General features: G+C 70.1%; 21 protein-coding genes. 7 read left to right on the top strand and 14 right to left on the bottom strand.

Features of this window, described 5'->3' with window-relative positions:
• Positions 1–63: 63 nt before the first annotated feature.
• Entirely contained in the window at positions 64–792 is a 729-nt protein-coding gene (locus IEZ15_RS29615) for a type 1 glutamine amidotransferase (RefSeq protein WP_114243244.1), read from the bottom strand.
• Positions 793–826: 34 nt separating this feature from the next.
• Positions 827–2,065 carry a Mur ligase family protein gene (locus IEZ15_RS29610; protein WP_189280131.1) on the bottom strand — a complete coding sequence of 413 codons (1,239 nt, stop codon included), beginning with the start codon at positions 2,063–2,065 and terminating at the stop codon, positions 827–829.
• 114 nt (positions 2,066–2,179) lie between these two features.
• On the opposite strand from IEZ15_RS29610, the gene def reads away from it, so the two are divergent.
• Positions 2,180–2,725, top strand: coding sequence for a peptide deformylase (gene def, locus IEZ15_RS29605; RefSeq protein ID WP_189280130.1), 546 nt, complete (start codon positions 2,180–2,182; stop codon positions 2,723–2,725).
• Positions 2,726–2,737: 12 nt separating this feature from the next.
• Here the strand turns inward: def and IEZ15_RS29600 are convergent, their stop codons facing one another.
• On the bottom strand, positions 2,738–3,388 hold the full coding sequence (locus tag IEZ15_RS29600) for a TetR/AcrR family transcriptional regulator (RefSeq protein ID WP_189280129.1): 651 nt from the start codon (positions 3,386–3,388) through the stop codon (positions 2,738–2,740).
• A gap of 173 nt (positions 3,389–3,561) precedes the next feature.
• Between IEZ15_RS29600 and IEZ15_RS29595 the strand changes: the two genes are divergently transcribed.
• On the top strand, positions 3,562–4,788 hold the full coding sequence (locus IEZ15_RS29595) for an acyl-CoA dehydrogenase family protein (protein WP_189280128.1): 1,227 nt from the start codon (positions 3,562–3,564) through the stop codon (positions 4,786–4,788).
• Positions 4,789–4,933: 145 nt separating this feature from the next.
• Here IEZ15_RS29595 and IEZ15_RS29590 read toward each other — a convergent pair whose 3' ends face one another.
• From IEZ15_RS29590 to IEZ15_RS29580, 3 genes are all read right to left on the bottom strand, one after another.
• Positions 4,934–5,422: a glutathione peroxidase gene (locus IEZ15_RS29590; protein ID WP_189280127.1), complete on the bottom strand. Its 489-nt coding sequence runs from the start codon at positions 5,420–5,422 to the stop codon at positions 4,934–4,936.
• Between the two features lie 79 nt (positions 5,423–5,501).
• Positions 5,502–6,086 carry a GNAT family N-acetyltransferase gene (locus IEZ15_RS29585; RefSeq protein ID WP_114243240.1) on the bottom strand — a complete coding sequence of 195 codons (585 nt, stop codon included), beginning with the start codon at positions 6,084–6,086 and terminating at the stop codon, positions 5,502–5,504.
• Positions 6,087–6,116: 30 nt separating this feature from the next.
• Positions 6,117–6,737 carry a helix-turn-helix domain-containing protein gene (locus tag IEZ15_RS29580; protein WP_189280126.1) on the bottom strand — a complete coding sequence of 207 codons (621 nt, stop codon included), beginning with the start codon at positions 6,735–6,737 and terminating at the stop codon, positions 6,117–6,119.
• A gap of 120 nt (positions 6,738–6,857) precedes the next feature.
• Between IEZ15_RS29580 and IEZ15_RS29575 the strand changes: the two genes are divergently transcribed.
• A complete protein-coding gene (locus IEZ15_RS29575) occupies positions 6,858–7,295 on the top strand; it encodes a DUF7144 family membrane protein (RefSeq protein ID WP_189280125.1) in 438 nt (145 codons plus the stop codon).
• Positions 7,296–7,311: 16 nt separating this feature from the next.
• Here IEZ15_RS29575 and IEZ15_RS29570 read toward each other — a convergent pair whose 3' ends face one another.
• The 3 genes from IEZ15_RS29570 to IEZ15_RS29560 form a co-directional block, all read right to left on the bottom strand.
• The gene (locus IEZ15_RS29570) at positions 7,312–8,697 is read right to left on the bottom strand and encodes a chloride channel protein (protein ID WP_229846171.1); all 1,386 of its coding nucleotides are present in this window, start codon (positions 8,695–8,697) and stop codon (positions 7,312–7,314) included.
• 182 nt (positions 8,698–8,879) lie between these two features.
• A complete protein-coding gene (locus IEZ15_RS29565) occupies positions 8,880–10,304 on the bottom strand; it encodes a DUF2252 domain-containing protein (RefSeq protein ID WP_189280124.1) in 1,425 nt (474 codons plus the stop codon).
• A 233-nt stretch (positions 10,305–10,537) separates the two neighbouring features.
• Complete coding sequence (locus IEZ15_RS29560; RefSeq protein WP_189280123.1) at positions 10,538–12,307, bottom strand: cation:proton antiporter; 1,770 nt, start codon at positions 12,305–12,307, stop codon at positions 10,538–10,540.
• 258 nt (positions 12,308–12,565) lie between these two features.
• Between IEZ15_RS29560 and IEZ15_RS29555 the strand changes: the two genes are divergently transcribed.
• Positions 12,566–13,012, top strand: a complete 447-nt coding sequence (locus IEZ15_RS29555; protein WP_189280122.1) for a DUF6325 family protein — start codon at positions 12,566–12,568, stop codon at positions 13,010–13,012.
• 115 nt (positions 13,013–13,127) lie between these two features.
• Positions 13,128–13,424 (top strand): SHOCT domain-containing protein, encoded by a 297-nt coding sequence (locus IEZ15_RS29550; RefSeq protein WP_114243235.1) that lies wholly within the window; start codon positions 13,128–13,130, stop codon positions 13,422–13,424.
• Positions 13,425–13,455: 31 nt separating this feature from the next.
• On the opposite strand, the gene IEZ15_RS29545 is transcribed toward IEZ15_RS29550, so the two are convergent.
• Positions 13,456–14,163 (bottom strand): hypothetical protein, encoded by a 708-nt coding sequence (locus IEZ15_RS29545; protein WP_229846170.1) that lies wholly within the window; start codon positions 14,161–14,163, stop codon positions 13,456–13,458.
• Between the two features lie 69 nt (positions 14,164–14,232).
• Here IEZ15_RS29545 and IEZ15_RS29540 point away from each other — a divergent pair, with 69 nt between their 5' ends.
• Positions 14,233–14,469, top strand: coding sequence for a DUF6011 domain-containing protein (locus IEZ15_RS29540; RefSeq protein WP_114243234.1), 237 nt, complete (start codon positions 14,233–14,235; stop codon positions 14,467–14,469).
• 12 nt (positions 14,470–14,481) lie between these two features.
• On the opposite strand, the gene IEZ15_RS29535 is transcribed toward IEZ15_RS29540, so the two are convergent.
• Together IEZ15_RS29535 and IEZ15_RS29530 are read right to left on the bottom strand one after the other, a co-directional pair.
• Positions 14,482–15,354 carry an acyl-CoA thioesterase gene (locus tag IEZ15_RS29535; protein WP_189280121.1) on the bottom strand — a complete coding sequence of 291 codons (873 nt, stop codon included), beginning with the start codon at positions 15,352–15,354 and terminating at the stop codon, positions 14,482–14,484.
• Positions 15,355–15,409: 55 nt separating this feature from the next.
• Positions 15,410–17,923, bottom strand: a complete 2,514-nt coding sequence (locus IEZ15_RS29530) for a DEAD/DEAH box helicase (RefSeq protein WP_189280120.1) — start codon at positions 17,921–17,923, stop codon at positions 15,410–15,412.
• A 139-nt stretch (positions 17,924–18,062) separates the two neighbouring features.
• On the opposite strand from IEZ15_RS29530, the gene IEZ15_RS29525 reads away from it, so the two are divergent.
• Positions 18,063–18,854 (top strand): metal-dependent hydrolase, encoded by a 792-nt coding sequence (locus tag IEZ15_RS29525; protein ID WP_189280119.1) that lies wholly within the window; start codon positions 18,063–18,065, stop codon positions 18,852–18,854.
• A gap of 571 nt (positions 18,855–19,425) precedes the next feature.
• Here IEZ15_RS29525 and IEZ15_RS46485 read toward each other — a convergent pair.
• On the bottom strand, positions 19,426–19,560 hold the full coding sequence (locus tag IEZ15_RS46485; protein ID WP_268250441.1) for a hypothetical protein: 135 nt from the start codon (positions 19,558–19,560) through the stop codon (positions 19,426–19,428).
• The gene (locus tag IEZ15_RS29520; protein ID WP_229846169.1) at positions 19,547–20,215 is read right to left on the bottom strand and encodes a protein kinase domain-containing protein; all 669 of its coding nucleotides are present in this window, start codon (positions 20,213–20,215) and stop codon (positions 19,547–19,549) included. The genes IEZ15_RS46485 and IEZ15_RS29520 overlap by 14 nt, the downstream gene beginning before the upstream one ends.
• Between the last annotated feature and the right edge of the window lie 38 nt (positions 20,216–20,253).

The following is a 20,253-nucleotide window of genomic DNA, read 5'->3' as shown; positions in this document are numbered from 1 at the left end:
GTGGCGGGACCGAACCGGGCGTCCGCCTGCTGGACGCCGCTCAGCTGAGCGAAATGTGCCTCATCAGGCGGGCTGTGTCGCCGAGGCGATGCGCTCGGCGCGCAGCGCCTCGTACCAGCGGTCGTCCGTCGGCGGCAGGGCGTTGACATCGAGGGCAAGCTTCAGCAGCAGATCCGCGATCAGCGGGTTGCGCGCCATCACGGGCCCGTGCATGTACGTACCGAAGACGGTGTCGTTGTACGCACCCTCGGTGCCGTCGCCGGTGCCGTTGCCCCCGCCGAGCTGCACCCGGGCGAACGGCCTTGCCGTCGGGCCGAGATGGGTGATGCCCTGGTGGTTCTCGAAACCGGTCAGCGGCGGCAGGCCGAGGCGCGGGTCGATGTCGGCCAGTACGTCACCGACGCACCGGGCGCCCTCGCCGCGGGTGGAGACCACGTCGAGCAGCCCCAGACCGGGCTCGCGCTCACCCAGGTCGTTGATGAACTCATGGCCGAGGATCTGGTAACCGGCGCAGACCGAGAAGATGATCGCGCCGTTGGACGCGGCCCGGCTGAGCCCGCCGTCGCGGCGCAACCGCTCCGCGGCGAGGCGCTGTGGCCGGTCCTCACCGCCGCCGATCAGATAGATGTCGCCGGACGTCGGGACCGGCTGATCGCTGCGGACGTCGACGCGCTGCACATCGAGACCGCGCTGGCGGGCCCGGCGCTCCACCACGAGCGCATTGCCCTGGTCGCCGTAGGTGCTGAGGAGGTCGGGGTAGACCCAGACCAGACGCAGACCGTTGTTGCTCATTCTTCGTCCTCTCCGGAGGTGGCCGGGGCCGGGGTCAGTTGCCGACACGACGGCGCAGGTCCTGGAAGGCGGTGTAGTTGGCAATGACCTCGATACGGCCGGGCGGGGCCTGCTGCACGGCCTCGTCGAGGTTCTCGCAGACCTGGAAGTCGAGACCGGCGACTTCGAGACGGACCGCGAGGTCCAGCTTGCGGTCGCCGAGCACGAAGATCGGGTGACCGGCGAGCTGGGTGTAGTCCACGTCCCACAGCCAGGAGGTGTCCGTGCCGTCCGCGCCACGGGCGTTGACGGAGAGGATCACCGGGGTGGGCGGCGGGTCGATCAGGGAAAACGTTTCGAGCCAGCCCGCCGGGTTCTTCGCCAGCAGCAGCCGCAGCTCACGGCCGAGGAAGCTGACCACGTCGTAGCGGCCCGCGACGGCCTGCACCTGGTACATGCGCTCCAGCGCGACCTGCGGCGGCACACCGAAGACGGCGGCCACGGCGGCGGAGCTGGTGGCGTTGGCCTTGTTGGCGCGGCCGGGCAGCTGGAGGTGGATCGGCCACGCCGAACCGTGCGGGTCCAGGACGTAGTCGCCGTGCAGCACCCAGCTGGGGGCGGGGCGGCGGAATCCGCACTCGCCGCAGAACCAGTCGTCGCCGGGACGCTGCATCACACCGCCGCAGGACGGGCAGGACCAGGCGTCGTCCTTCCACGCCTGGCCGGCCGCGACCCACACCACATTGGGGGAGGAGGACGCCGCCCAGACGATCAGCGGGTCGTCGGCGTTGGCGACGATCACGGCCTTCGAGCCGGACAGCCCCTCACGCCACTTCTCCGCGAGCATCCTGGTCTCCGCGGCGCGGTCCAGCTGGTCGCGGGAGAGGTTGAGCAGCGCGATCACCTTGGGCGTCGTGTCGCGAGCGACCCCGGCGAGGTACTTCTCGTCGACCTCTATCACGCCGTACTTCGCGTCCGAGCCGCCTGCCAGCGCCGAGGTGATGCCCGCCGGCATGTTCGCCCCGAGCGCGTTCGACACGACCGGGCCCGCAGCCCGCAGTGCCTCGGCGATGAGCCGGGTCGTCGTCGTCTTGCCGTTCGTCGCCGACACGAGGATCACGTCCAGGTGCTGCGCCAGCCGCCCCAGCAGGTCGGGGTCGAGCTTGAGCGCCACCCGGCCGCCGATCACCGATCCGCTGCCGCGCCCCGCAGCGCGCGACACCGCTGCCGCGGCCTTACCCGCCGTCACGGCCAGCTTGGCCCGCGGCGACAGCGGCTCCGTGTTGCCTGCCATCGTCCTAGATCCTCCTTGCATCGGTCCGCGCCCAGCCTATCGATGTCCGGCGCGGCGACCGCACCGCGGCACCGCCGGGAAGGTGGAGGTCACGTGGAACGTACGATTGCCTCCATGCGAAACCGCCCGATCCCCGGCAGTTCCGGACTGATTCGTGCCATGAGTCTGCTCGGTGATCCGGTGCTGCACGGTGCCTGCGAACCCGTAACGGACTTCGGCCCCTCGCTCGCCCGCCTCGTCGAGGACATGTACGCCACCATGTACGCGGCCCAGGGGGTCGGACTCGCGGCCAATCAGGTCGGCGTTCCGCTGCGGGTGTTCGTCTACGACTGCCCGGACGACGACGACGTCCGTCACCTCGGGCATCTCGTCAACCCGAAACTGGTCGAGGCGGACGGCATCACCCTACGCGGCCCGGAGGGCTGTCTTTCGCTGCCCGGCATCGAGGCCGGCACCCCGCGCTTCGACCGTGCCGTCGTCGAGGGCGTGACGGTCGAGGGCGAGCCGGTACGGGTCACCGGCACCGGCTTCTTCGCCCGTTGCCTGCAGCACGAGTGCGACCACCTCGAAGGCATGGTGTACACGGACCGGCTGACCGGGCTGCGCCGGGCGAGAGCGCTGCGCGCGGCCCGCCGGGCGCCCTGGGCGCCGGGCGGCTGACCGCACAGACCCTCAGAATCCCGGGCCGCCGGGGCGGTCGCCCGCTTCGGCCAGCCTGCCCCACAGCAGATCCGCCAGGCTGCGCACCAACTGCTCGCGGGAGCAAGGGCGTTCCCCCAGCCACCAGTCGCCCGCGGCGTGCATCATGCCGACGATGCCGTGACCCCAGATGCGGGCCATGGCCTCGCTGTCCGGGCCCAGGTCCACCCGCTCGGCGATCACCAGGGCGAGCTCCTCGCCGAGCCGGCGCAGCAGCGGTGCGGAGTGCCTTCCGACATCGAAGCCCTGCTCGGTCGAGGGTGCCGAGTCGTCGGACGGGTGCATCAGGAAGCGGTAGACCTGCGGGCGGGCCTCGATCGCCGCGAGATAGGTGTCGAGCGTCGACTCCACGCGCCGACGGCGCTCGGCGGGTGCGTCGAGCGCGGCCCGCAGAGCGATGAGCAGGGCATCGGTGTGGCGCTTGGCGAGGGCGCGGTAGAGGCCGCCCTTGTCGCCGAAGTGCCGGTAGAGGATGGGCTTGGTGATTCCGGCCTCCGCCGCGATGGCGTTCATCGAGGCGCCCGGCCCGTCCCTGAGCACCACGCGGTCGGCGGCCTCGAGCAGCTCTCGGCGGCGGCTCTCGGCCGCTGTCCGCTGGCGCTCGGCCTGTCGTGTGGTCTCCATGTCGCCTCTCCCCACCCCTGGCCATGCAATTGCGTCCTGCCTGCGCAACGTAACACCCTGCCCTGCGAGGTGCGGATCGGCAACCGAGTGGTTGACAGAGGCTACTTGCCGGTAACAGACTGCGGTTACCGCAAGTAACGATTGGTTTTTCAGGGCAGCACGTGGAGGGGAACATGGCCGAGTTCACGCTCGAACTCAACGATGATCAGAAGCAGGTCCGTGACTGGCTTCACGGCTTCGCCGCGGATGTGATCCGGCCGGCGGCTTCGGAGTGGGACGAGCGTGAGGAAACGCCCTGGCCCGTCATCCAGGAGGCGGCCAAGGTCGGCATCTACTCCCTCGACTTCTATGCCCAGCAGTTCTTCGACCCGACGGGCCTCGGCATCCCGATGGCGTTGGAGGAGCTCTTCTGGGGGGACGCGGGCATCGCCCTGTCGATCGTCGGTACGGGCCTGGCGGCCGTGGGCGTCCTCGCCAACGGCACCGAGGAGCAGATCGGCACCTGGATCCCGCAGATGTACGGCGACGTCGACGATGTGAAGGTCGCCGCCTTCTGCTCCTCAGAGCCGGACGCGGGTTCCGACGTCGCGTCGATGCGCACCCGCGCGGTGTACGACCAGGCCAAGGACGAGTGGGTCCTGAACGGCACCAAGACCTGGGCGACCAACGGCGGCATCGCGGGCGTCCATGTCGTCGTCGCCGTGGTCGACGCGGAGCTCGGCTCCAAGGGGCACGCCTCGTTCATCGTGCCGCCGAACACCCCCGGCCTCTCCCAGGGCCAGAAGTTCAAGAAGCACGGCATCCGTGCCTCGCACACCGCCGAGGTCGTCCTCGAGGACGTCCGTGTCCCCGGCCACTGCCTGCTCGGCGGCAAGGAGAAGCTCGACCAGCGCCTGGCGCGGGCCCGCGAGAGCGCCGCGTCCGGCGGCGAGCGGGTGAAGAACGCGGCGATGGCCACCTTCGAGGCCTCCCGCCCCGCGGTCGGTGCCATGGCGGTCGGCACCGCCCGTGCCGCGTACGAGGTCGCGCTGGACTACGCGAAGACCCGTACCCAGTTCGGCCGGCCGATCATCGACAACCAGGGCGTCGCCTTCCAGCTCGCCGACATGCGTACCCAGATCGACGCGGCCCGGCCGCTGGTCTGGCGCGCCTCCTGGATGGCGACCACCGGAAAGCCGTTCACCTCGGCCGAGGGTTCCATGTCCAAGCTGTACGCGAGCGAGACGGCGAAGAAGGTCACCGCGCAGGCCGTGCAGATCCTCGGCGGCAACGGCTTCACTCGTGAATACCCGGTGGAGCGGATGCACCGGGACGCGGCGATCTACACGATCTTCGAGGGCACGAGCGAGATCCAGCGCCTGGTGATCGCCCGCACCCTCTCGGGCATGCCGATCCGCTAGCGCGGGGAGGGGGGGGTGGGCACGATTCACGCACGTGCGGCCCGCACCCCGGCGCCGGCTGTCCTCGATCGCCGGGCGGGCTGAAATTCCGGCCCGTCCGGCGATCGAGCGCAAAGCGGCCGTCCGGTATCGAGGAGGGAACCGGTCAGCCGGGCAGCTGGGACTCGATGGCTGCGATGAGCTCCGGGGCCTCCGGCTCCGTGCGCGGGCGCAGGCGCGCGACCGGCTCGCCCGCAGGCGAGATGAGGAACTTCTCGAAGTTCCACTGGACGTCACCGGCCTCGCCGTCCTCGTCCGTGAGTCCGGTCAGCTCGGCATAGAGCGGGTGGCGCCCTTCTCCGTTCACGTCGGTCTTCTCCAGCAGCGGGAAGCTGACGCCGTACGTCGTCGAGCAGAAGGTCTGGATCTCCTCCGCGCTCCCCGGCTCCTGACCGGCGAACTGGTTGCACGGCACGCCGAGCACGGTGAAGCCGCGGTCCGCGTACTCCTTCTGGAGTCGTTCCAGGCCCGCGTACTGCGGGGTGAGTCCGCACTTCGACGCGACGTTCACCAACAGGACCGCCCGGCCGCGGTAGTCGGCCAGGGAGGTGGGCTCGCCGGTGAGCGTACGCAGGGGGATGTCGTACAGCGTCATGTGGTTCTCCTTGTGAGGGTGACTGCCACAGCCATTGTCACGCCGGCAAGTTGATCGGCACGATCCCGATCGCACGGATTCAGCCGAAGGGTGTTGCCTGCGAGGAGGTGGACGGGCTCGCCGGCCGATCCGGTGCTCTCTGCGCGGAGCCGACCGCTTTGTAGTAGAGGGTTGTCGGCTTCAGGAACCCCGCCGGGTCACTGGCGTAGTCCGGAATCGATCCGCACTCCGCCCAGCCCGCCGAACGGTAGAGCCGTTCGGCAGGACTGCCGCTCTCGGTGTCCAGCACCAGCAGTGTGACTCCCGCTTCGGCGGCCGACCGCTCGGCGGCGGCGAGCAGCGACCTGCCGAGACCCTGGCCGCGGGCCGACGGACGGACCATCAGCTTGGCCACCTCCGCACGGTGACGGGCGTTCGGCAGCGGAGCCCGGACCAGGCCGATGGTCCCGGCCGGCCGTTCCGCGTCCCGGGCGATCCAGACCTGAAGGTGTCCCGCATCGACGGCCCCGGCCCTCTCCCGCCACCAGGCGGCGGCCACGTCACGGTCCAGCGGCGCGAGAAATCCCACCGACGATCCGCCGTCGACGGTCTCCACCAGGAGGGCGGCCAACTCATCGGCGTAGGTGATCAGTTCGGGTCCGGAGACCGGGACGATCTCGGTCATGAGACGGGTCCTTTCACGGCTTCACGACATTCACGGCAGGACGATCATCAGTGCGTAGCGGACCTGCTCCGGCCCCGGGCAGTGGAAGCGCGAAGGGCCGCGCAGCCGGAAGCGCAGACAGTCGCCGCTGCGCACGGTGTGCACGGTGCCGTCGACGGTGATCTCGACCGTCCCCTCCAGCACCCAGACATGCTGCTCCACACCGGACACCGGCGCGTTCTCGTACGCGATGGCGGCCCCGGCGTCGAGAGTGCCTTCGATGACCTCCGCGCGCAGACCGGTGTGCGGCGGCGAGACCGAGCGGCGTACGAAGCCCGACGCCTCGTCCCGCCACACCGGTTGCCGCGCGGCGGGAACCAGTTGCGGTGGTTCCGCCTCCACCTCCATCAGCAGCCGGGACATCGTCCGCTCGTAGACCGTGCACAACTTGCCGAGAAGGGAGGCGGTCGGGCTCAACTCGCCGCGCTCCAGCCGGGACAGCGTGGAGCGGCTCACCCCGCTGCGCCGGGACAGCTCATCCAGCGACCAGCCGCGTTCGGTACGCAGTTCGCCCAGCCGCGCGGCGAGCCGGGCGTCGACGGTGCCGGGCTCCGCCCCTTCGAATTCTCTCACGACAGAGACAATATCCCTGATCGGAGAAAGCTGTGTCATGGGCGACAGCCGTACGTGGTTGTTCTGCTGACCGTGTGCTGTCGTGCCACGCTTGTTCGGGGAGGTCTCGGCGGGCCCACTCGGGTCTGCCGGGCTGCTCTGCTACTCGAGGAGGCCGATATGGCCAGTGCAAGCACCGGGCCGAGTGTGGCGCGCGACGCCACCCCGAGTTCGCATCATCCCTTCCGGTACGGCTGGACCACCTTCGCGGCGGTTCTGATGATCTTCGGCGGAGCGATGGCGATCTTTGAAGGGATCGCCGCCATCGCCAAGGACAACCTCTTCGTCGCCACACGCAACTATGTGTTCCAGTTCAGCCTCACCGGCTGGGGCTGGATCCACCTCATTCTGGGCATCGTCATAGTCCTCGCCGGCTGTGCGCTGCTCACCGGGGCCGCATGGGCACGCGTCGTGGGTATCGTGCTCGCAGGCCTGAGTGCACTCGCCAACTTCCTGTGGCTGCCCTTCTACCCGTTCTGGGCCATCGTGCTCATCGCCATCAACGTCTTCATTCTCTGGGCGCTCTGCGCGGGTCCGCAGGAGGAGGAAGGGGCCTGAGGCCACGGCCTGCCCGTCATCCTCGGTCCGGTCGGGAGCCGGCACCCGTCGGAGCGTCGGGTGCCGGAGGCAGGGCGGCCGATGACGGAGCGAGCCTGAGCGTGACGACATAGGAGACCACGACCGAGACGATCACCAAGGGCATGACGGTGAGGCCCTCGGACCCCAGCAGCAAGGTGGCCAGCAGCACCGAGGTCATCGGCAGCTTCAGCATCGCCACGCACATCGCACCGATGCCCATCGCGAAGCCCGACGTCGGATTCAGCCCGGGGAGATGGGACAGCGCGAGCCCGCCCGCCGCTCCTACGAACATCGCCGGAAAGACGGGGCCTCCCCGGAAGCTGCTCAAGGACGCGCAGTACGCCAGCGCCTTGCACAGGACGAGCACCAGGAGCGCGGCAACCGAGTAGCCCGCGCTCTGGGAGAGCAGCGGGTCGAGCGCGCTCTCCCCGGAGAACAGCACCCCGGATGCGTCCCTTCCCGTGCCCTGCGCGTACACGAAAGCCACCAGACCGACGACCAGGCCCATGACCACGGTGGCCACCACCGTCCGTCGCTCGACCCGAGCCTGAAGGAACAGGGCGAGCCGCTGAATGCCCGCGCCGGTGATGGCTGCCGCGAGGCCCAGCACGACTGCCCAGCCGAACTGCGCGATGTCGGGCTCCGCGGCGTGGGGCACATGGTGGAGAGCCAGGGAGTACGTCCCGAGACCGGTCCATGAGCCGAGACCGGTGAAGATGAGGGCCCCGATGCCGGCGGCGAGCAGCCCCGGCACCAGGACCATCCCGAGCAACATCCCGGCCAGTCCCGAGGCCTCCATCAGGAGAAAGGCGCCCAGGAGCGGAGACCCCAGCAGTGCGCTGATGGCGGCGAAGCTCCCCGCGGCTCCCACCACGGTACTCGCCTTGGGGCTGATGCCGGGCTTGACCAGACGCACCGCGTACACGGCCAGACCGCCGCCGAGCGCGATGAGCGGCGCCTCGGGACCGAGCACGGCCCCGACACCGAGTGAGGCGAGCGCCGCGAATGCGATGCCGGGCAGCTCCACCGCCGAGGGCGCCCCCGTGTTCACGAGACCGTCGGCGGGCCGGTGGCCGCCCTTCCCGGGGAGGTGGCGGACGGTCAGCCCGACCAGCAGGCCGGCCGCGGCGAGCAGCGGCACCGGCCACCAGGAGGGCGTGCCGGTGAAGCCCAGCGCCCTGGGCAGGTCGTCGTAGGTGAGCGACTGGAGTCTGTCGACGAGGGCGAGGAAGCCGAACGCCATCGCCGAGATCGGGATTCCGAGAAGCGCCGCCACCACGAGGAGCATGACGTAGGCGCGGGTGCGGATCAGTGTGAAGGGGTCCGGCGGCGCCGTGGTGGTGGCCGGCATGATCGTTGTCTCCTCAGCGTCGGAACCCATCTGGAACACGCTGTTCCGCAAGCCTCCACAAGGAGTTAGCACAATGCGGTCACGTGGCCGCGGTGCCCCCGCTGTGTGCGGGTGGTGATTTCCCTACGGCCATTCGCTTGGGCCACCGCCCACGGGGGCACAACGGCAAAGGCGGGCCTCCGATGTGAGCACGCGTGATGCCGTCGGATGCCTCAGGCGTTCCCGGCAGAGGGAAACCGGCCCGCGCGTATCGCGTCGACGAGCGCCCGGTGGTCCCGCTCGTTCTGGTCGGCGTACTTCTCGGCGAAGTACGTCAGCGCACGGTCGAACGCATGGCCGCGCCCCAGGTAGGCGGCGATCGCGATCCGGTCGCCGGATCGCGCATGGGCGCGGGCCAGTGTGGTGCCGCAGACCTCGCCCAACGCCCGCATGCCGGCCGGCACCATGTCCTCCGGCTCTGCTCTGCCCTTCCAGTCGCGCAGCTGGCGTACGTAGAAATCGCGGCGCCGGCCGTCCATCCCGTCGACCCGCGCATGGCCGAGGAAGATGTCGCTTGCTGCCTGCATCAGCCGTTGTCCGGCGACCACCCGCTCGCCCTGGTGCCGGTAGATGCTCGCGCCGGCGTGCGGCGCGAGCACCGAGGTGCCGGCCTCTTTGGCCTGGAGGAGGAGCGGGTCGTCGCCGTCCCTGCCGAGCAGGAGGAGGATCCAGCAACGCGTGCCGACGCTGCCCACGCCGACCACCTTGCGCGCCATGTCCACGAACCGGAAGTCCGCCAGCAGGGTCCGACGGTCCGACGGGAGGCTGCGGCCGTAGCGCCCGATCAGCCCGCGGAAGAGTTCCTGGAGCACTTCGCGCTCCACATCCGGGAGCAGATCGGCGACCGGTACGAGCAGCGGCGGGTCCGCGGCGATCCGCGGCCGTCCGTCCACCGTCTCGGTGAGTCTGTCGAAGGCCTGCAGACTGTCCCGCCTGCGCGCCTTCGACGCGGTGCGGGCCAGGTTCCTGCGGCCTCGCTTCGCCAGCTGTCCGGACGTCAGGGTCCGCAGGCCGTCGATGTCGATCCGCGCGTACCAGACGTCGAGGTTGCGCATACCGGCGAACCGGACCATCGACTCCCGGTACGACCTCACCGTGGCCAGCACGATGTCCGCGCGTTCCCTGTCCGTGAAACCGTTCGCCCGTCCCGCGACGACGAAGCTGGTCGCCAGCCGTTTGACGTCCCACTCCCAGGGGCCGGGCAGCGTCTCGTCGAAGTCGTTGATGTCGAACAGCAGGTTCCGCTCGGGCGAGGCCAGCAGCCCGAAGTTCAGCAGGTGGGCGTCCCCGCACAGTTGGGCCCTGATCCCGGAGTCCCGGGTGGTGGCCAGGTCGGAGGCCATGATCGCGGCGGCGCCCCGGTAGAAGCGGAACGGTGACTCGGTCATCCGTCCGTAGCGGATCGGGACGAATTCGGGCACTCTGGTCGCGGATTGTGCCTCAAGGATGCCCAGGGGGTCCGGCCGGTCCGCCGGCGGCTCGAACTCGGCATGGCTGGAGCGTGGCGTGCCACGCCGGGCCGCCTTGCCACTAGCCGCTCGCTGTTCTGGTGTCGCGTGCGGTGCGGTACGGAGGATCGAGGTGGTGTCCTGGGGCATCCGAGACCCTCCTGACTGCTCTGCACCGTGCGTCCTCCGTCCGATCATCGCGGGTCGGCCCGGTTCCGGCATCATCTGGACGGTTCGCGCATCACACTGACATCGGGAGCCCGGGGTGCCGCGTCGGCGAGGCCACATCGGGCGATCACCGGACGCCGGACGGATGGTGGATTGCACCGGGACGAACCCTCGACGAGGCGCGCGACCGGGAGCGCCGCTGAAGACGGCCGCCATCAGGCCGACAGCTGCCTGGACGGGGGACTCAGCAGGACGGCGACGTCTCCCGGATGCGCAGTCGGGATGCGGGTGTTCGTGACCGGGGCGAGCCGCCCGTCCGGGCGGACGACGAACAGCACGTCGTACCCGGCCGGGACGGCTCCGTCGACCCGGTGGGCCACCACCCGGGCCCCGGCCTCGTACCGCCGGGCCAGCTCCGGACCGGTCAGCCCCGCACCGAAGAGGGCCTCGCCCCCGGTGTACGGCGCCATCACGCCCTGGCTGTCGGCGGGCGGCCCGAGGCGGTGGACCGGACCTTCGACGCTCTCCCGCAGGGTCATGGAGGCGAGTGCGTTGAAGTCGTCGTCCTCGGTGAGCAGCAGCACGCCGGTGATTCCCTCCAGCTCCGCCCCGGCACCGGTGGCCGCCGCCAGCAGCTCGCCCGGTGCCAGGGGCAGCCCGGCCGCCTCGATCCGCGTCCGCTGGCGGCCGGCACCCGCCCACATCAGCACGTCCAGACCAGCCGAACTCAGGGCGCGCCCCAGGTCGACCGCCCAGGGCGCACCGCCCACCAGAAGCGGCCGGGACCGTGCGGGGCGCAGCACCCCGAGCCGCCGGGCGACGGGAAACGCCGTCAGGCCGTACAGCATGACGGTGGCGACGATCACCAGGAAAGTGGCGGGCAGAATCCGCTCGGCGCCGTCGATGCCCTGTGTCACCAGAGTGGCCGAGAACGTGGAGGCGGTCGCCGCGGCGACGATGCCACGCGGAGCCATCCACCCGATGAACCACCGTTCCCCGCCGCGGACATCGGTGCCGGCGGTCGCCACGAGCGCCACGAGCGGTCTGATCAGCAACACCAGGAGGGCGACCAGGGCGAGTGCCGGCAGCACCACATGTCGGAGGGAGGCCGGGGTGACCGTGGCCGAGATGGAGATGAACAGCAGACCGATGATCAGCGAGACCAGGGTGTCGAGGAACGGCCGGCGCGCTGGAATGTCCAGGTCCGGCAGGTTGGCCATGGCCATCCCCATGACGACCGCGGAGATGAGTCCCGTGTCGTCTCGGAGCGCGTCACAGGCAGCCGCGATGCCGATCACGGCGGCGAGCTGCACCGAGGTGGTCAATTCCTCGCTCAGCCGCACATGACGGAGCAGCAGCCACAGCACACATGCCCCGACCACGCCGCCCACCACACCCACCGCGGTGCCGGCCGAGAACTCTGCCAGCCGGCTTCCGATGCCTTGGCGCTCACCCGCGACGATGCCATGGAAGACGAGCGCCGCCAGGAGGCCGCCGACCGGGTCGATCAGGGAGCCCTCCCAGATGAGGACGCGTTGCAGTCGCTCGGTCGGCCGTACGAAGTTGAGCAGCGGCCCGACGACCGTCGGTCCGGACACGACGAGGATCGCGCCCAGCATCACGGCCGCGCCTTTGGACATGTTCAGCACCGGCACGGCGAACAGGGCGGCGGACACCCAGGTGAGGAGCGCCCCGAGCCAGATCAGCCGGACCACGATGCGCCGCGTATGGCCCTGGAGCCTCTTGATGTCCAGGCCGAGTCCGGCGTCGTAGAGGATCACCGCCACCGCCAGGGAGACCAGTGGCGAGAAGGCGACGCCCAGCAGCTTCTCGGGATTGACGTTGTCCGTCAGTGCCCCGGTGATGAAGCCGACCGGGAGCAGGATCAGCAGTGCGGGCACACGCAACCGGCTCGCCAGCAGTTGGGAGCCGACCGCCAGCACCACGATGAGTCCCACGCCCACCAGCACCTGGTCGGCTGTCACGTCTGTGCCTCCCCGCAGGAATCCGGGCCCGCCCCGCAGGCCGTCCGCGCGCGACAACCATCCGTGGCGGCGGCGGACGGGAGGGATACGGCTCGCACCACTCGGCCATGGGAGCGAGCCGCTGTCCGTCCAATGGCCCAACGGGGCCCAGGTCACCCACGTCCATGCCCGAGATGCGCTGCGGTCCACCCGCTGTTGCAATGGCCAGAGCCGTGGTCTCCGGCGGAACCGGGGCAGTCGAGATTCTGAGGAGCTGGCGTGAGCGGCGAGAGCGACGAGACGGGACCGATCGACTACCTGGTGATCGAGTTCCCGGTGGGAAGCCGGATGACGGGAGAAGGACTGCCTCTGCTGGTCGACCTGGTCGACCGGGGCATCATCCGGATCATGGATCTGATCTTCGTCAGGAAGAACCAGGACGGAACGGTCGAGGGCCTGGAACTCTCCGAGGTGACCGGGGACGGCGGCGATGACCTCGCCGTGTTCGAAGGGGCGTCCTCGGGCCTGCTCGGCCAGGACGACATCGACGAGGCGAGCACGGTCCTCGAACCCGGCAGCGCTGCCGGGATCCTCATCTACGAGAACGTGTGGGCGGGACCGCTCGCGGCCGCGCTGCGCCGCTCCGGAGGCCGGCTCGTCGCCAACGGGCGTATCCCGATCCAGGAGGTCCTGGCCTCGCTCGACGCGGCCGAGTCCACGGTCTGAGCCGCTCCCGGTCCCGTCGGGCCACGATTCCCGCGGACCCCCGGTCGGGCCGACCGTCCCGCAGGGTCTCGGTCGGGCCGGCCGGCCCCGCAGAGCCAGACAAAGGAGATGCACCATGCCAGGCCTTCTTCGCGGCGTCGCCCGTACAGCGGTGATCGCCGGAACCGCCACCTCGGTCTCCAACCGGGTCTCCCGGCGACAGGCGGGCCGCTGGGCGCGGCAGGACGCCGCGCAGGCACAGGCCCAGCCCGCCCCCGCGGCGCCTTCGCCGCCCGCTGCCACGTCTCTTGCGCCGGAGGACGAGATGAGCAACAAGATCGCTCAGCTCAAGGACCTCGGTGACCTCAAGAGCCAAGGAGTGCTGAGCGACAGCGAGTTCGCGGCCCAGAAGGCCAGAATCCTCGCCTCCTGACCGGTCCGGGCGCGCCACCCGCCGCTGCGGCTCACTGCCGCTTGTCGTCCCAGGGAGTGCCCATCCAGCTGTCGAAGGTGCGGATCAGCGCCGTCAGCGCGGCTGCGAGCCGCCAGTCGACCCACGGCGCGAGGACATGGATCTCGTCGTCGTCCGACCGGAACTCCAGCGGGACCTCCTGGCCGGCCCGCCAGATGATCCGCCGCGGCCCGCGCGCCGCGTCGCCGTTGCCGCTCAGCAGGCTGCCCACGCAGATGGCCACCTGGACGGGGAGCAGCAGCCACCACACGTACCACCAGAAAACCCGGCCCTTGAGGCCGACCGCTTCCGGGCAACCGGGTTGGGCGACCGTCCAGCGGGTCCGCAGCCCCTTGCCGGAGAGGGCCTTCTCACGGACGAGCGTGCCGATGAGCTCACCCTGCGCGCCCAGCACCTGGTACGTGGCGACTCCGTCGGCCGCGGATGTGGTGACCAGGGTCGCCAGCCGGGCCCGGCGATCGGGGTCGGCCCACAGGACGAAGGAACGCGCACCCGTCTTGCGTGCCGCGAGGTACGCGGGTATCCCGCCCTGCGGCAGTTCGCGCTCCACATGGGCGACCACCCGGGACTCCCCGCCGGGCTCGTCCGCGAACTTGACGACATGTCCGATAGGTGCGACTGCGTCCGGGGTGATGTCCTGTTTCGCCTGCTTGTCCTTCTTCGGTCGGGGGACCGACTCCAATGTCAGCACGCTGCTCACCCGCGAACTCCTCCGTTGTGTGCCGTTCGGAAGTCGCAGAGTAGACGGGCGTCTTGAGAAGATCGATTCGTGGAGTCCGCTGAACCCTTTCCCGAATCCGGCGTCGAGCCGTTGCCCGGCGGTCCGGCCGACCGGACCGCCCGCCGACGGGTGGTGCGCTGCCGCATGTGCGGGCGCCCGCTCACCGGCACGGAGTCACGCCGCACCGGCCTCGGCCCCGCCTGCGACGCCAAACTGCACCCGGCGCCCCCGGACATCCGTAGCCGCCGCCACGAGGTCGAGCAGGACCCGCTCCCCGGCATCTGAGCCCGGACAGGGCTAATCGCCCAGACTGCGGAACAGCCCCTCCTGCACGACGGACACGAGCAGATTGCCTCCGCGGTCGTAGATCCGGCCGCGCGCCAGCCCTCGTCCACCTGTTGCGATCGGCGACTCCTGGTCGTAGAGGAACCACTCGTCCGCCCGGAACGGCCGGTGGAACCACATCGCGTGGTCCAACGACGCCATGTCGAAACCGCGCGGTCCCCAGAGCGGCTCCACCGGGATACGGACCGCGTCGAGCAGCGTCATGTCACTGGCATACGTCAGCGCGCAGGTGTGCACCAGCGGATCGTCGCCCAGCGGGCCGACCGCACGCATCCAGACCGCGCTGCGCGGGTCCGCGCCCTTGGTCTCCTCCTGCGTCCAGCGCAGCCGGTCGACGTACCGGATGTCGAAGGGCGTTCGCCGGGCCATGCGCTCGAGCGCCTCCGGAAGTGCCCCGAGGTGCTCACGCACCTCCTCGGTGACGGTCGGCAGCCCCTCGGGGTCGGGGACCTCGCGGGCGGGCGGCAGCTGGTGCTCGAAGCCCGCCTCCTCCGGCCGGTGGAAGGACGCCGTCAGATTGAAGATCGTCCGGCCCTGCTGGACGGCCGTGACCCGGCGGGTGGTGAACGACCGGCCGTCCCGGACGCGCTCGACGTCGTAGACGATCGGCACACCCGGACGCCCCGGACGCAGGAAGTAGGCATGCAGCGAGTGGACAGGCCGGTCCCCGTCGGTGGTACGGCCGGCCGCCACGAGGGCCTGCCCGGCGACCTGCCCGCCGAAGACCCGCTGAAGGGACTCCTCGGGGCTGCGCCCGCGGAAGATGTTGACCTCGATCCGCTCCAGGTCGAGGAGGTCGACCAGGCGCTCGGCGGGGTTCGTCATGCGGTTCGTCTCCACTCGCTCGCTCGCAGGGATGCCGTAGGCACGGCGGGCGCGGTCACAGCTGGCCGACCGAGGTGACCCTGACGACCGCCCGGCCCTCTTCGTCGGAGGCCGCCAGATCGATTTCGGCGCTGATGCCCCAGTCGTGGTCGCCGTTCGGGTCGGCGAAGGTCTGCCGGACCCGCCACAGGCCGTGCGCGGCGTCCTCGTCGATCTTCAGCAGCTTCGGCCCGCGGGCGTCCGGACCGGTGCCCAGATCCTCGTACTCGTCCCAGTAGGCGTCCATCGCCTCGCCCCACGCGTCCTCGTCCCAGCCCGCGTCTGCGTCCAGCTCGCCGAGCGCGGCGACCTTGTCCAGCGCGGCCAGCTCCACCCGGCGGAACATCGCGTTGCGCACCAGCACCCGGAAGGCGCGGGCGTTGGCCGTGACCGGCTTCACCTCGTCGGCCCGCTCCTGCGCCTCCTCGGCGGTCTCCACCTCCGGGTTGGCGAGCTGCTCCCACTCGTCGAGGAGGCTGGAGTCCACCTGACGGACCATCTCGCCGAGCCAGGCGATCAGGTCCTGAAGGTCCTCGGACTTGATGTCGTCCGGGATGGTGTGCTCAAGAGCCTTGTACGCGCTCGCGAGATAGCGCAGCACGATGCCCTCGGTGCGGGCCAGCTCGTAGTTGGAGGTGAACTCCGTGAACGTCATGGCGCGTTCGTACATGTCACGGATCACGGACTTCGGCGACACGGGGTGGTCTCCCACCCACGGGTGGCTCTTGCGGTACACGTCGTAGGCATGCCACAGCAGCTCGCTCAGCGGCTTCGGGTACGTGACGTCCTGGAGCAGCTCCATGCGCTCCTCGTACTCGACTCCGTCCGCCTTCATCTGCCCGACCGCTTCGCCGCGCGCCTTGTTCTGCTGGGCGGCGAGGATCTGCCGCGGGTCGTCGAGCGTCGACTCGACGACGGAGACCATGTCCAGCGCGTACGAGGGGGAGTCGGGGTCCAGCAGGTCGAACGAGGCCAACGCGAAGGTGGACAGCGGCTGGTTGAGCGCGAAGTCCTGCTGGAGATCGACGGTGAGCCGGACGATCCGGCCCTCCGCGTCCGGCTTGTCGAGCTGCTCCACGACACCGCCGTCCAGCAGCGAGCGGTAGATCGCGATGGCCCGGCGGATGTGACGCAGCTGCGCCCTGCGCGGCTCGTGGTTGTCCTCCAGCAGATGCCGCATCGCCTCGAAGGCGTTGCCGGGGCGCGCGATCACGGACAGGAGCATCGTGTGCGTGACCCGGAAGCGGGAGGTCAGCGGCTCCGGATCGGACTGGATCAGTTTGTCGAAGGTGGTCTCCGACCAGGCGACAAAGCCCTCGGGGGCCTTCTTACGGACCACCTTGCGCTTCTTCTTCGGGTCGTCGCCCGCCTTCTTGACGGCCTTCTCGTTCTCGATGACGTGCTCGGGCGCCTGCGCCACGACGAAGCCCGCCGTATCGAATCCGGCCCGGCCCGCGCGGCCCGCGATCTGGTGGAACTCACGTGCGCGCAGCGTACGGACGCGGGTGCCGTCGTACTTGGTGAGCGCCGTGAACAGCACTGTGCGAATGGGTACGTTGACGCCGACGCCGAGGGTGTCGGTACCGCAGATCACCTTCAGCAGGCCGGCCTGGGCGAGCTTCTCCACCAGGCGCCGGTACTTCGGGAGCATGCCCGCGTGGTGCACCCCGATGCCGTGGCGCACATAGCGGGAGAGGTTCTGGCCGAACTTGGTGGTGAAGCGGAAGTTGCCGATAAGATCGGCGATCTTCTCCTTCTCCTCCTTGGTGCACATATTGATGCTCATCAGCGACTGCGCCCGCTCGACGGCCGCGGCCTGGGTGAAGTGCACGATGTAGACGGGCGACTGCCTGGTCTCCAGGAGTTCGGTGAGGGTCTCGGTGATCGGGGTCAGCCGGTACTCGTAACTGAGCGGCACCGGCCGGGTCGCGGAGCGCACCACGGAAGTGGGGCGGCCGGTGCGGCGGGTCAGGTCCTCCTCGAACATCCTGACGTCACCGAGCGTGGCCGACATCAGGACGAACTGTGCCTGCGGCAGCTCCAGGAGCGGGATCTGCCAGGCCCAGCCGCGGTCCGGCTCGGCGTAGAAGTGGAACTCGTCCATCACGACCTGGCCGATGTCGGCGTACTTCCCGTCGCGCAGCGCGATGGAGGCCAGGACCTCGGCCGTGCAGCAGATCACCGGGGCGTCGGCGTTGACGGAGGCGTCGCCGGTGAGCATCCCGACGTTCTCCGTACCGAACAGCTTGCACAGGTCGAAGAACTTCTCCGAGACCAGCGCCTTGATCGGTGCGGTGTAGAAGGTGACCTTGTCCTGGGCCAGGGCGGTGAAGTGCGCAGCCGCCGCGACCAGGCTCTTTCCGGAGCCGGTCGGGGTGGAAAGGATCACATTCGCGCCGGAGACCACCTCGATCAGCGCCTCCTCCTGAGCGGGATAGAGGGTGATGCCCTGCGTCTCGGTCCATGACGAGAAAGCCTCGAAGAGGGCGTCGGGGTCGTCGGTCGGGGGCAGCTGATCGATAAGGGTCACGCCCCCCATCTTGCCTGCCTTCCGCCCGGATGAGGGAACCGGACGACTGTATGAAGATCACGGACGATACGCTGCCCACTCAACTCGGCCGTGCCTGGGCGGCAATGGCAGCAGGACAACTTTGGGGGCGGGCAGAACAATGATGGGACCGGCACACTCTCTGTCAGGGGCGGCGGCCTGGCTGGGGGTGGGCGCGGCGGCGGCCGCCGCCGGCCACGCGATGCCGTGGCCCGTCCTCGCCGTCGGTGCGCTGATCACCGCCGGAGCCGCGCTCGCCCCGGACCTCGACCACAAGTCCGCGACCATCTCGCGCGCCTTCGGGCCGGTCTCCCGGGGACTCTGCGAGATCGTCGACAAGCTCTCGCACGCCGTCTACAAGGCGACCCGGGGCTCCGGCGACCCGCGCAGGAACGGCGGCCACCGGACCCTGACGCACACCTGGCTGTGGGCGGTCCTGATCGGTGCCGGGGCCTCCGCCGCGGCGATCACCGGCGGTCGGTGGGCGGTCCTGGCGATCCTCTTCGTCCACCTGGTCCTCGCTGTCGAAGGGCTGCTGTGGCGGGCCGCCCGGATGTCCAGCGACGTCCTGGTGTGGCTGCTCGGCGCGACCAGTGCCTGGATACTGGCCGGCGTCCTGGACAAGCCGGGGAACGGCTCGGACTGGCTGTTCAGCGCCCCCGGCCAGGAGTATCTGTGGCTCGGACTGCCGATCGTGCTCGGCGCCCTCGTCCATGACATCGGTGACGCGCTGACCGTCTCCGGCTGCCCGATCCTGTGGCCCATCCCGCTGGGCCGCAGGCGCTGGTACCCGATAGGGCCGCCCAAGGGCATGCGGTTCCGGGCCGGCAGCTGGGTGGAGCTGAAGGTGCTGATGCCGGCCTTCATGGTGCTCGGGGGATTGGGCGGGGCGGCCGCGCTGAACTTCATCTGACCGCCGCGTCCCGCGAAAACCCGTCGAGGCCGCCCGGATGATCACTCACCCTCGTCCGACGGCAGCAGCGCGCATTTTCTTCACCTGGTCCGGCCATGGCGGAGCTTTCGCTCCGTCCACGGCGCCGGCCCTCCTGGCGACGCCCCGTCGTGAAGACCATCCCATTGGAGGCCGCCCGCGCCCGGGGGCCTGATCGGCGTCGACACCAACGCCGACCGCTTCGCCGCCTACTAGCTCGGCCTCCAGGCCGGGCCAGGCAACCGGGGACGTGGCGGAACCCGTCCACCCGCAACGGACCACGCCCCTGGAGGCGTGCCGCCGAACGGGACGCGAAAGCGGGAACCCAGTGCATCCAGAACCGTTCGGGATGCGCCCAGAACGCAGCAGTGGGTCCAGGACTCACTCATGCGCACTGGTCAGGAACGGTACGTAGACCTTCCGGAAGATGCCCCGCCGGCCGAGCCCGGGGGCCGTAGGCGCATGTTGGTCGGTGACAGCCCGTGTGCAGTTGCAGATGCCCACGCAGGGGCTTGTGACCTCAGGCCTCTTCCGTTGCAGTGGAGGGTGTGCCTCACATGGCCTGACGGATCGCGCTCCGAAGGCCGGAGGCGGTGGTCAGGGTGATCCGGGGTCGGTCGATGAGACCGGCATCGATCAGCTCGGCGAGCCGCCGGGGCAGGGAGAGCAATCGGTCACGTACCGGCACCGGCGGCTCGCGCAGGACGACGGCGACCGGGTCGGCGCCGGGCGGGGAGGTCACGTGGGGCCGAGCCGGTGAGCATCCAGTACAAGCAGGCCATCATGGCCCACAGATCGGCCTCCGGGCGAGCGTACTTGAAGTCGATCACCTGGCCGCGCGGCATGAAGGCCAGGCTTGCGCCCATGGCGCCGGTAAGGGTGTGCCCGGACAGTCCGGCGCTGTCGAACGCCTTGGCCAGGCCGAAGTCCGCGATCTTGAGTGTCATCCGCTCCCGGTCGCCGGTGAGCAGCAGATTCTGCGGTTTGATGTCGCGATGCACCAGCCCGTGACGCACAGTGACGGTCCTGTCGGGGAGTCGTACGGATACCTCTGCGGCGTGCGCGTGGTCCAGGCTCCACGTGATCTGCACGGCGATGTCGAGGATCCGCCGCAGGGCGATGACCGGGCCGCCCGCGTAGAGCCTGCCGTCGGTGACGGCCTCGGCGAGGCTGCCGCCGTCGACCCACTCGGCGAAGACCCGGGGCAGCCCGTCGACGGTCCGGACGTACGAGCAGTTGACCGTGTGCGGGTGCAGCCCGAGACCGGCCCAGGTGCCCGCCTCCGCCTCGAACCGGCGTCTGCCCCCGGCCGAGGCGACCAGTTCCGGGCGGGGTGTCTTCACCGCGAGGTCGACGTTCCAGCTGACCCGGTTTTGTCGAG

Origin of the sequence: Streptomyces atratus, from assembly GCF_014648655.1 — a bacterium.
Lineage (GTDB): Bacteria > Actinomycetota > Actinomycetes > Streptomycetales > Streptomycetaceae > Streptomyces > Streptomyces atratus.
The sequence above is the reverse complement of the archived record's forward strand: the minus strand, read 5'-3'. Positions and strand labels throughout refer to the sequence as shown.

Bases quoted from the DNA above. Each gene is read 5' to 3' on its own strand.
- IEZ15_RS29615 (WP_114243244.1), bottom strand. From the start codon at position 792: ATGAGCAACAACGGTCTGCGTCTGGTCTGGGTCTACCCCGACCTCCTC.
- IEZ15_RS29610 (WP_189280131.1), bottom strand. From the start codon at position 2,065: ATGGCAGGCAACACGGAGCCGCTGTCGCCGCGGGCCAAGCTGGCCGTG.
- def (WP_189280130.1), top strand. From the start codon at position 2,180: ATGCGAAACCGCCCGATCCCCGGCAGTTCCGGACTGATTCGTGCCATG.
- IEZ15_RS29600 (WP_189280129.1), bottom strand. From the start codon at position 3,388: ATGGAGACCACACGACAGGCCGAGCGCCAGCGGACAGCGGCCGAGAGC.
- IEZ15_RS29595 (WP_189280128.1), top strand. From the start codon at position 3,562: ATGGCCGAGTTCACGCTCGAACTCAACGATGATCAGAAGCAGGTCCGT.
- IEZ15_RS29590 (WP_189280127.1), bottom strand. From the start codon at position 5,422: ATGACGCTGTACGACATCCCCCTGCGTACGCTCACCGGCGAGCCCACC.
- IEZ15_RS29585 (WP_114243240.1), bottom strand. From the start codon at position 6,086: ATGACCGAGATCGTCCCGGTCTCCGGACCCGAACTGATCACCTACGCC.
- IEZ15_RS29580 (WP_189280126.1), bottom strand. From the start codon at position 6,737: ATGACACAGCTTTCTCCGATCAGGGATATTGTCTCTGTCGTGAGAGAA.
- IEZ15_RS29575 (WP_189280125.1), top strand. From the start codon at position 6,858: ATGGCCAGTGCAAGCACCGGGCCGAGTGTGGCGCGCGACGCCACCCCG.
- IEZ15_RS29570 (WP_229846171.1), bottom strand. From the start codon at position 8,697: ATGGGTTCCGACGCTGAGGAGACAACGATCATGCCGGCCACCACCACG.
- IEZ15_RS29565 (WP_189280124.1), bottom strand. From the start codon at position 10,304: ATGCCCCAGGACACCACCTCGATCCTCCGTACCGCACCGCACGCGACA.
- IEZ15_RS29550 (WP_114243235.1), top strand. From the start codon at position 13,128: ATGCCAGGCCTTCTTCGCGGCGTCGCCCGTACAGCGGTGATCGCCGGA.
- IEZ15_RS29535 (WP_189280121.1), bottom strand. From the start codon at position 15,354: ATGACGAACCCCGCCGAGCGCCTGGTCGACCTCCTCGACCTGGAGCGG.
- IEZ15_RS29525 (WP_189280119.1), top strand. From the start codon at position 18,063: ATGATGGGACCGGCACACTCTCTGTCAGGGGCGGCGGCCTGGCTGGGG.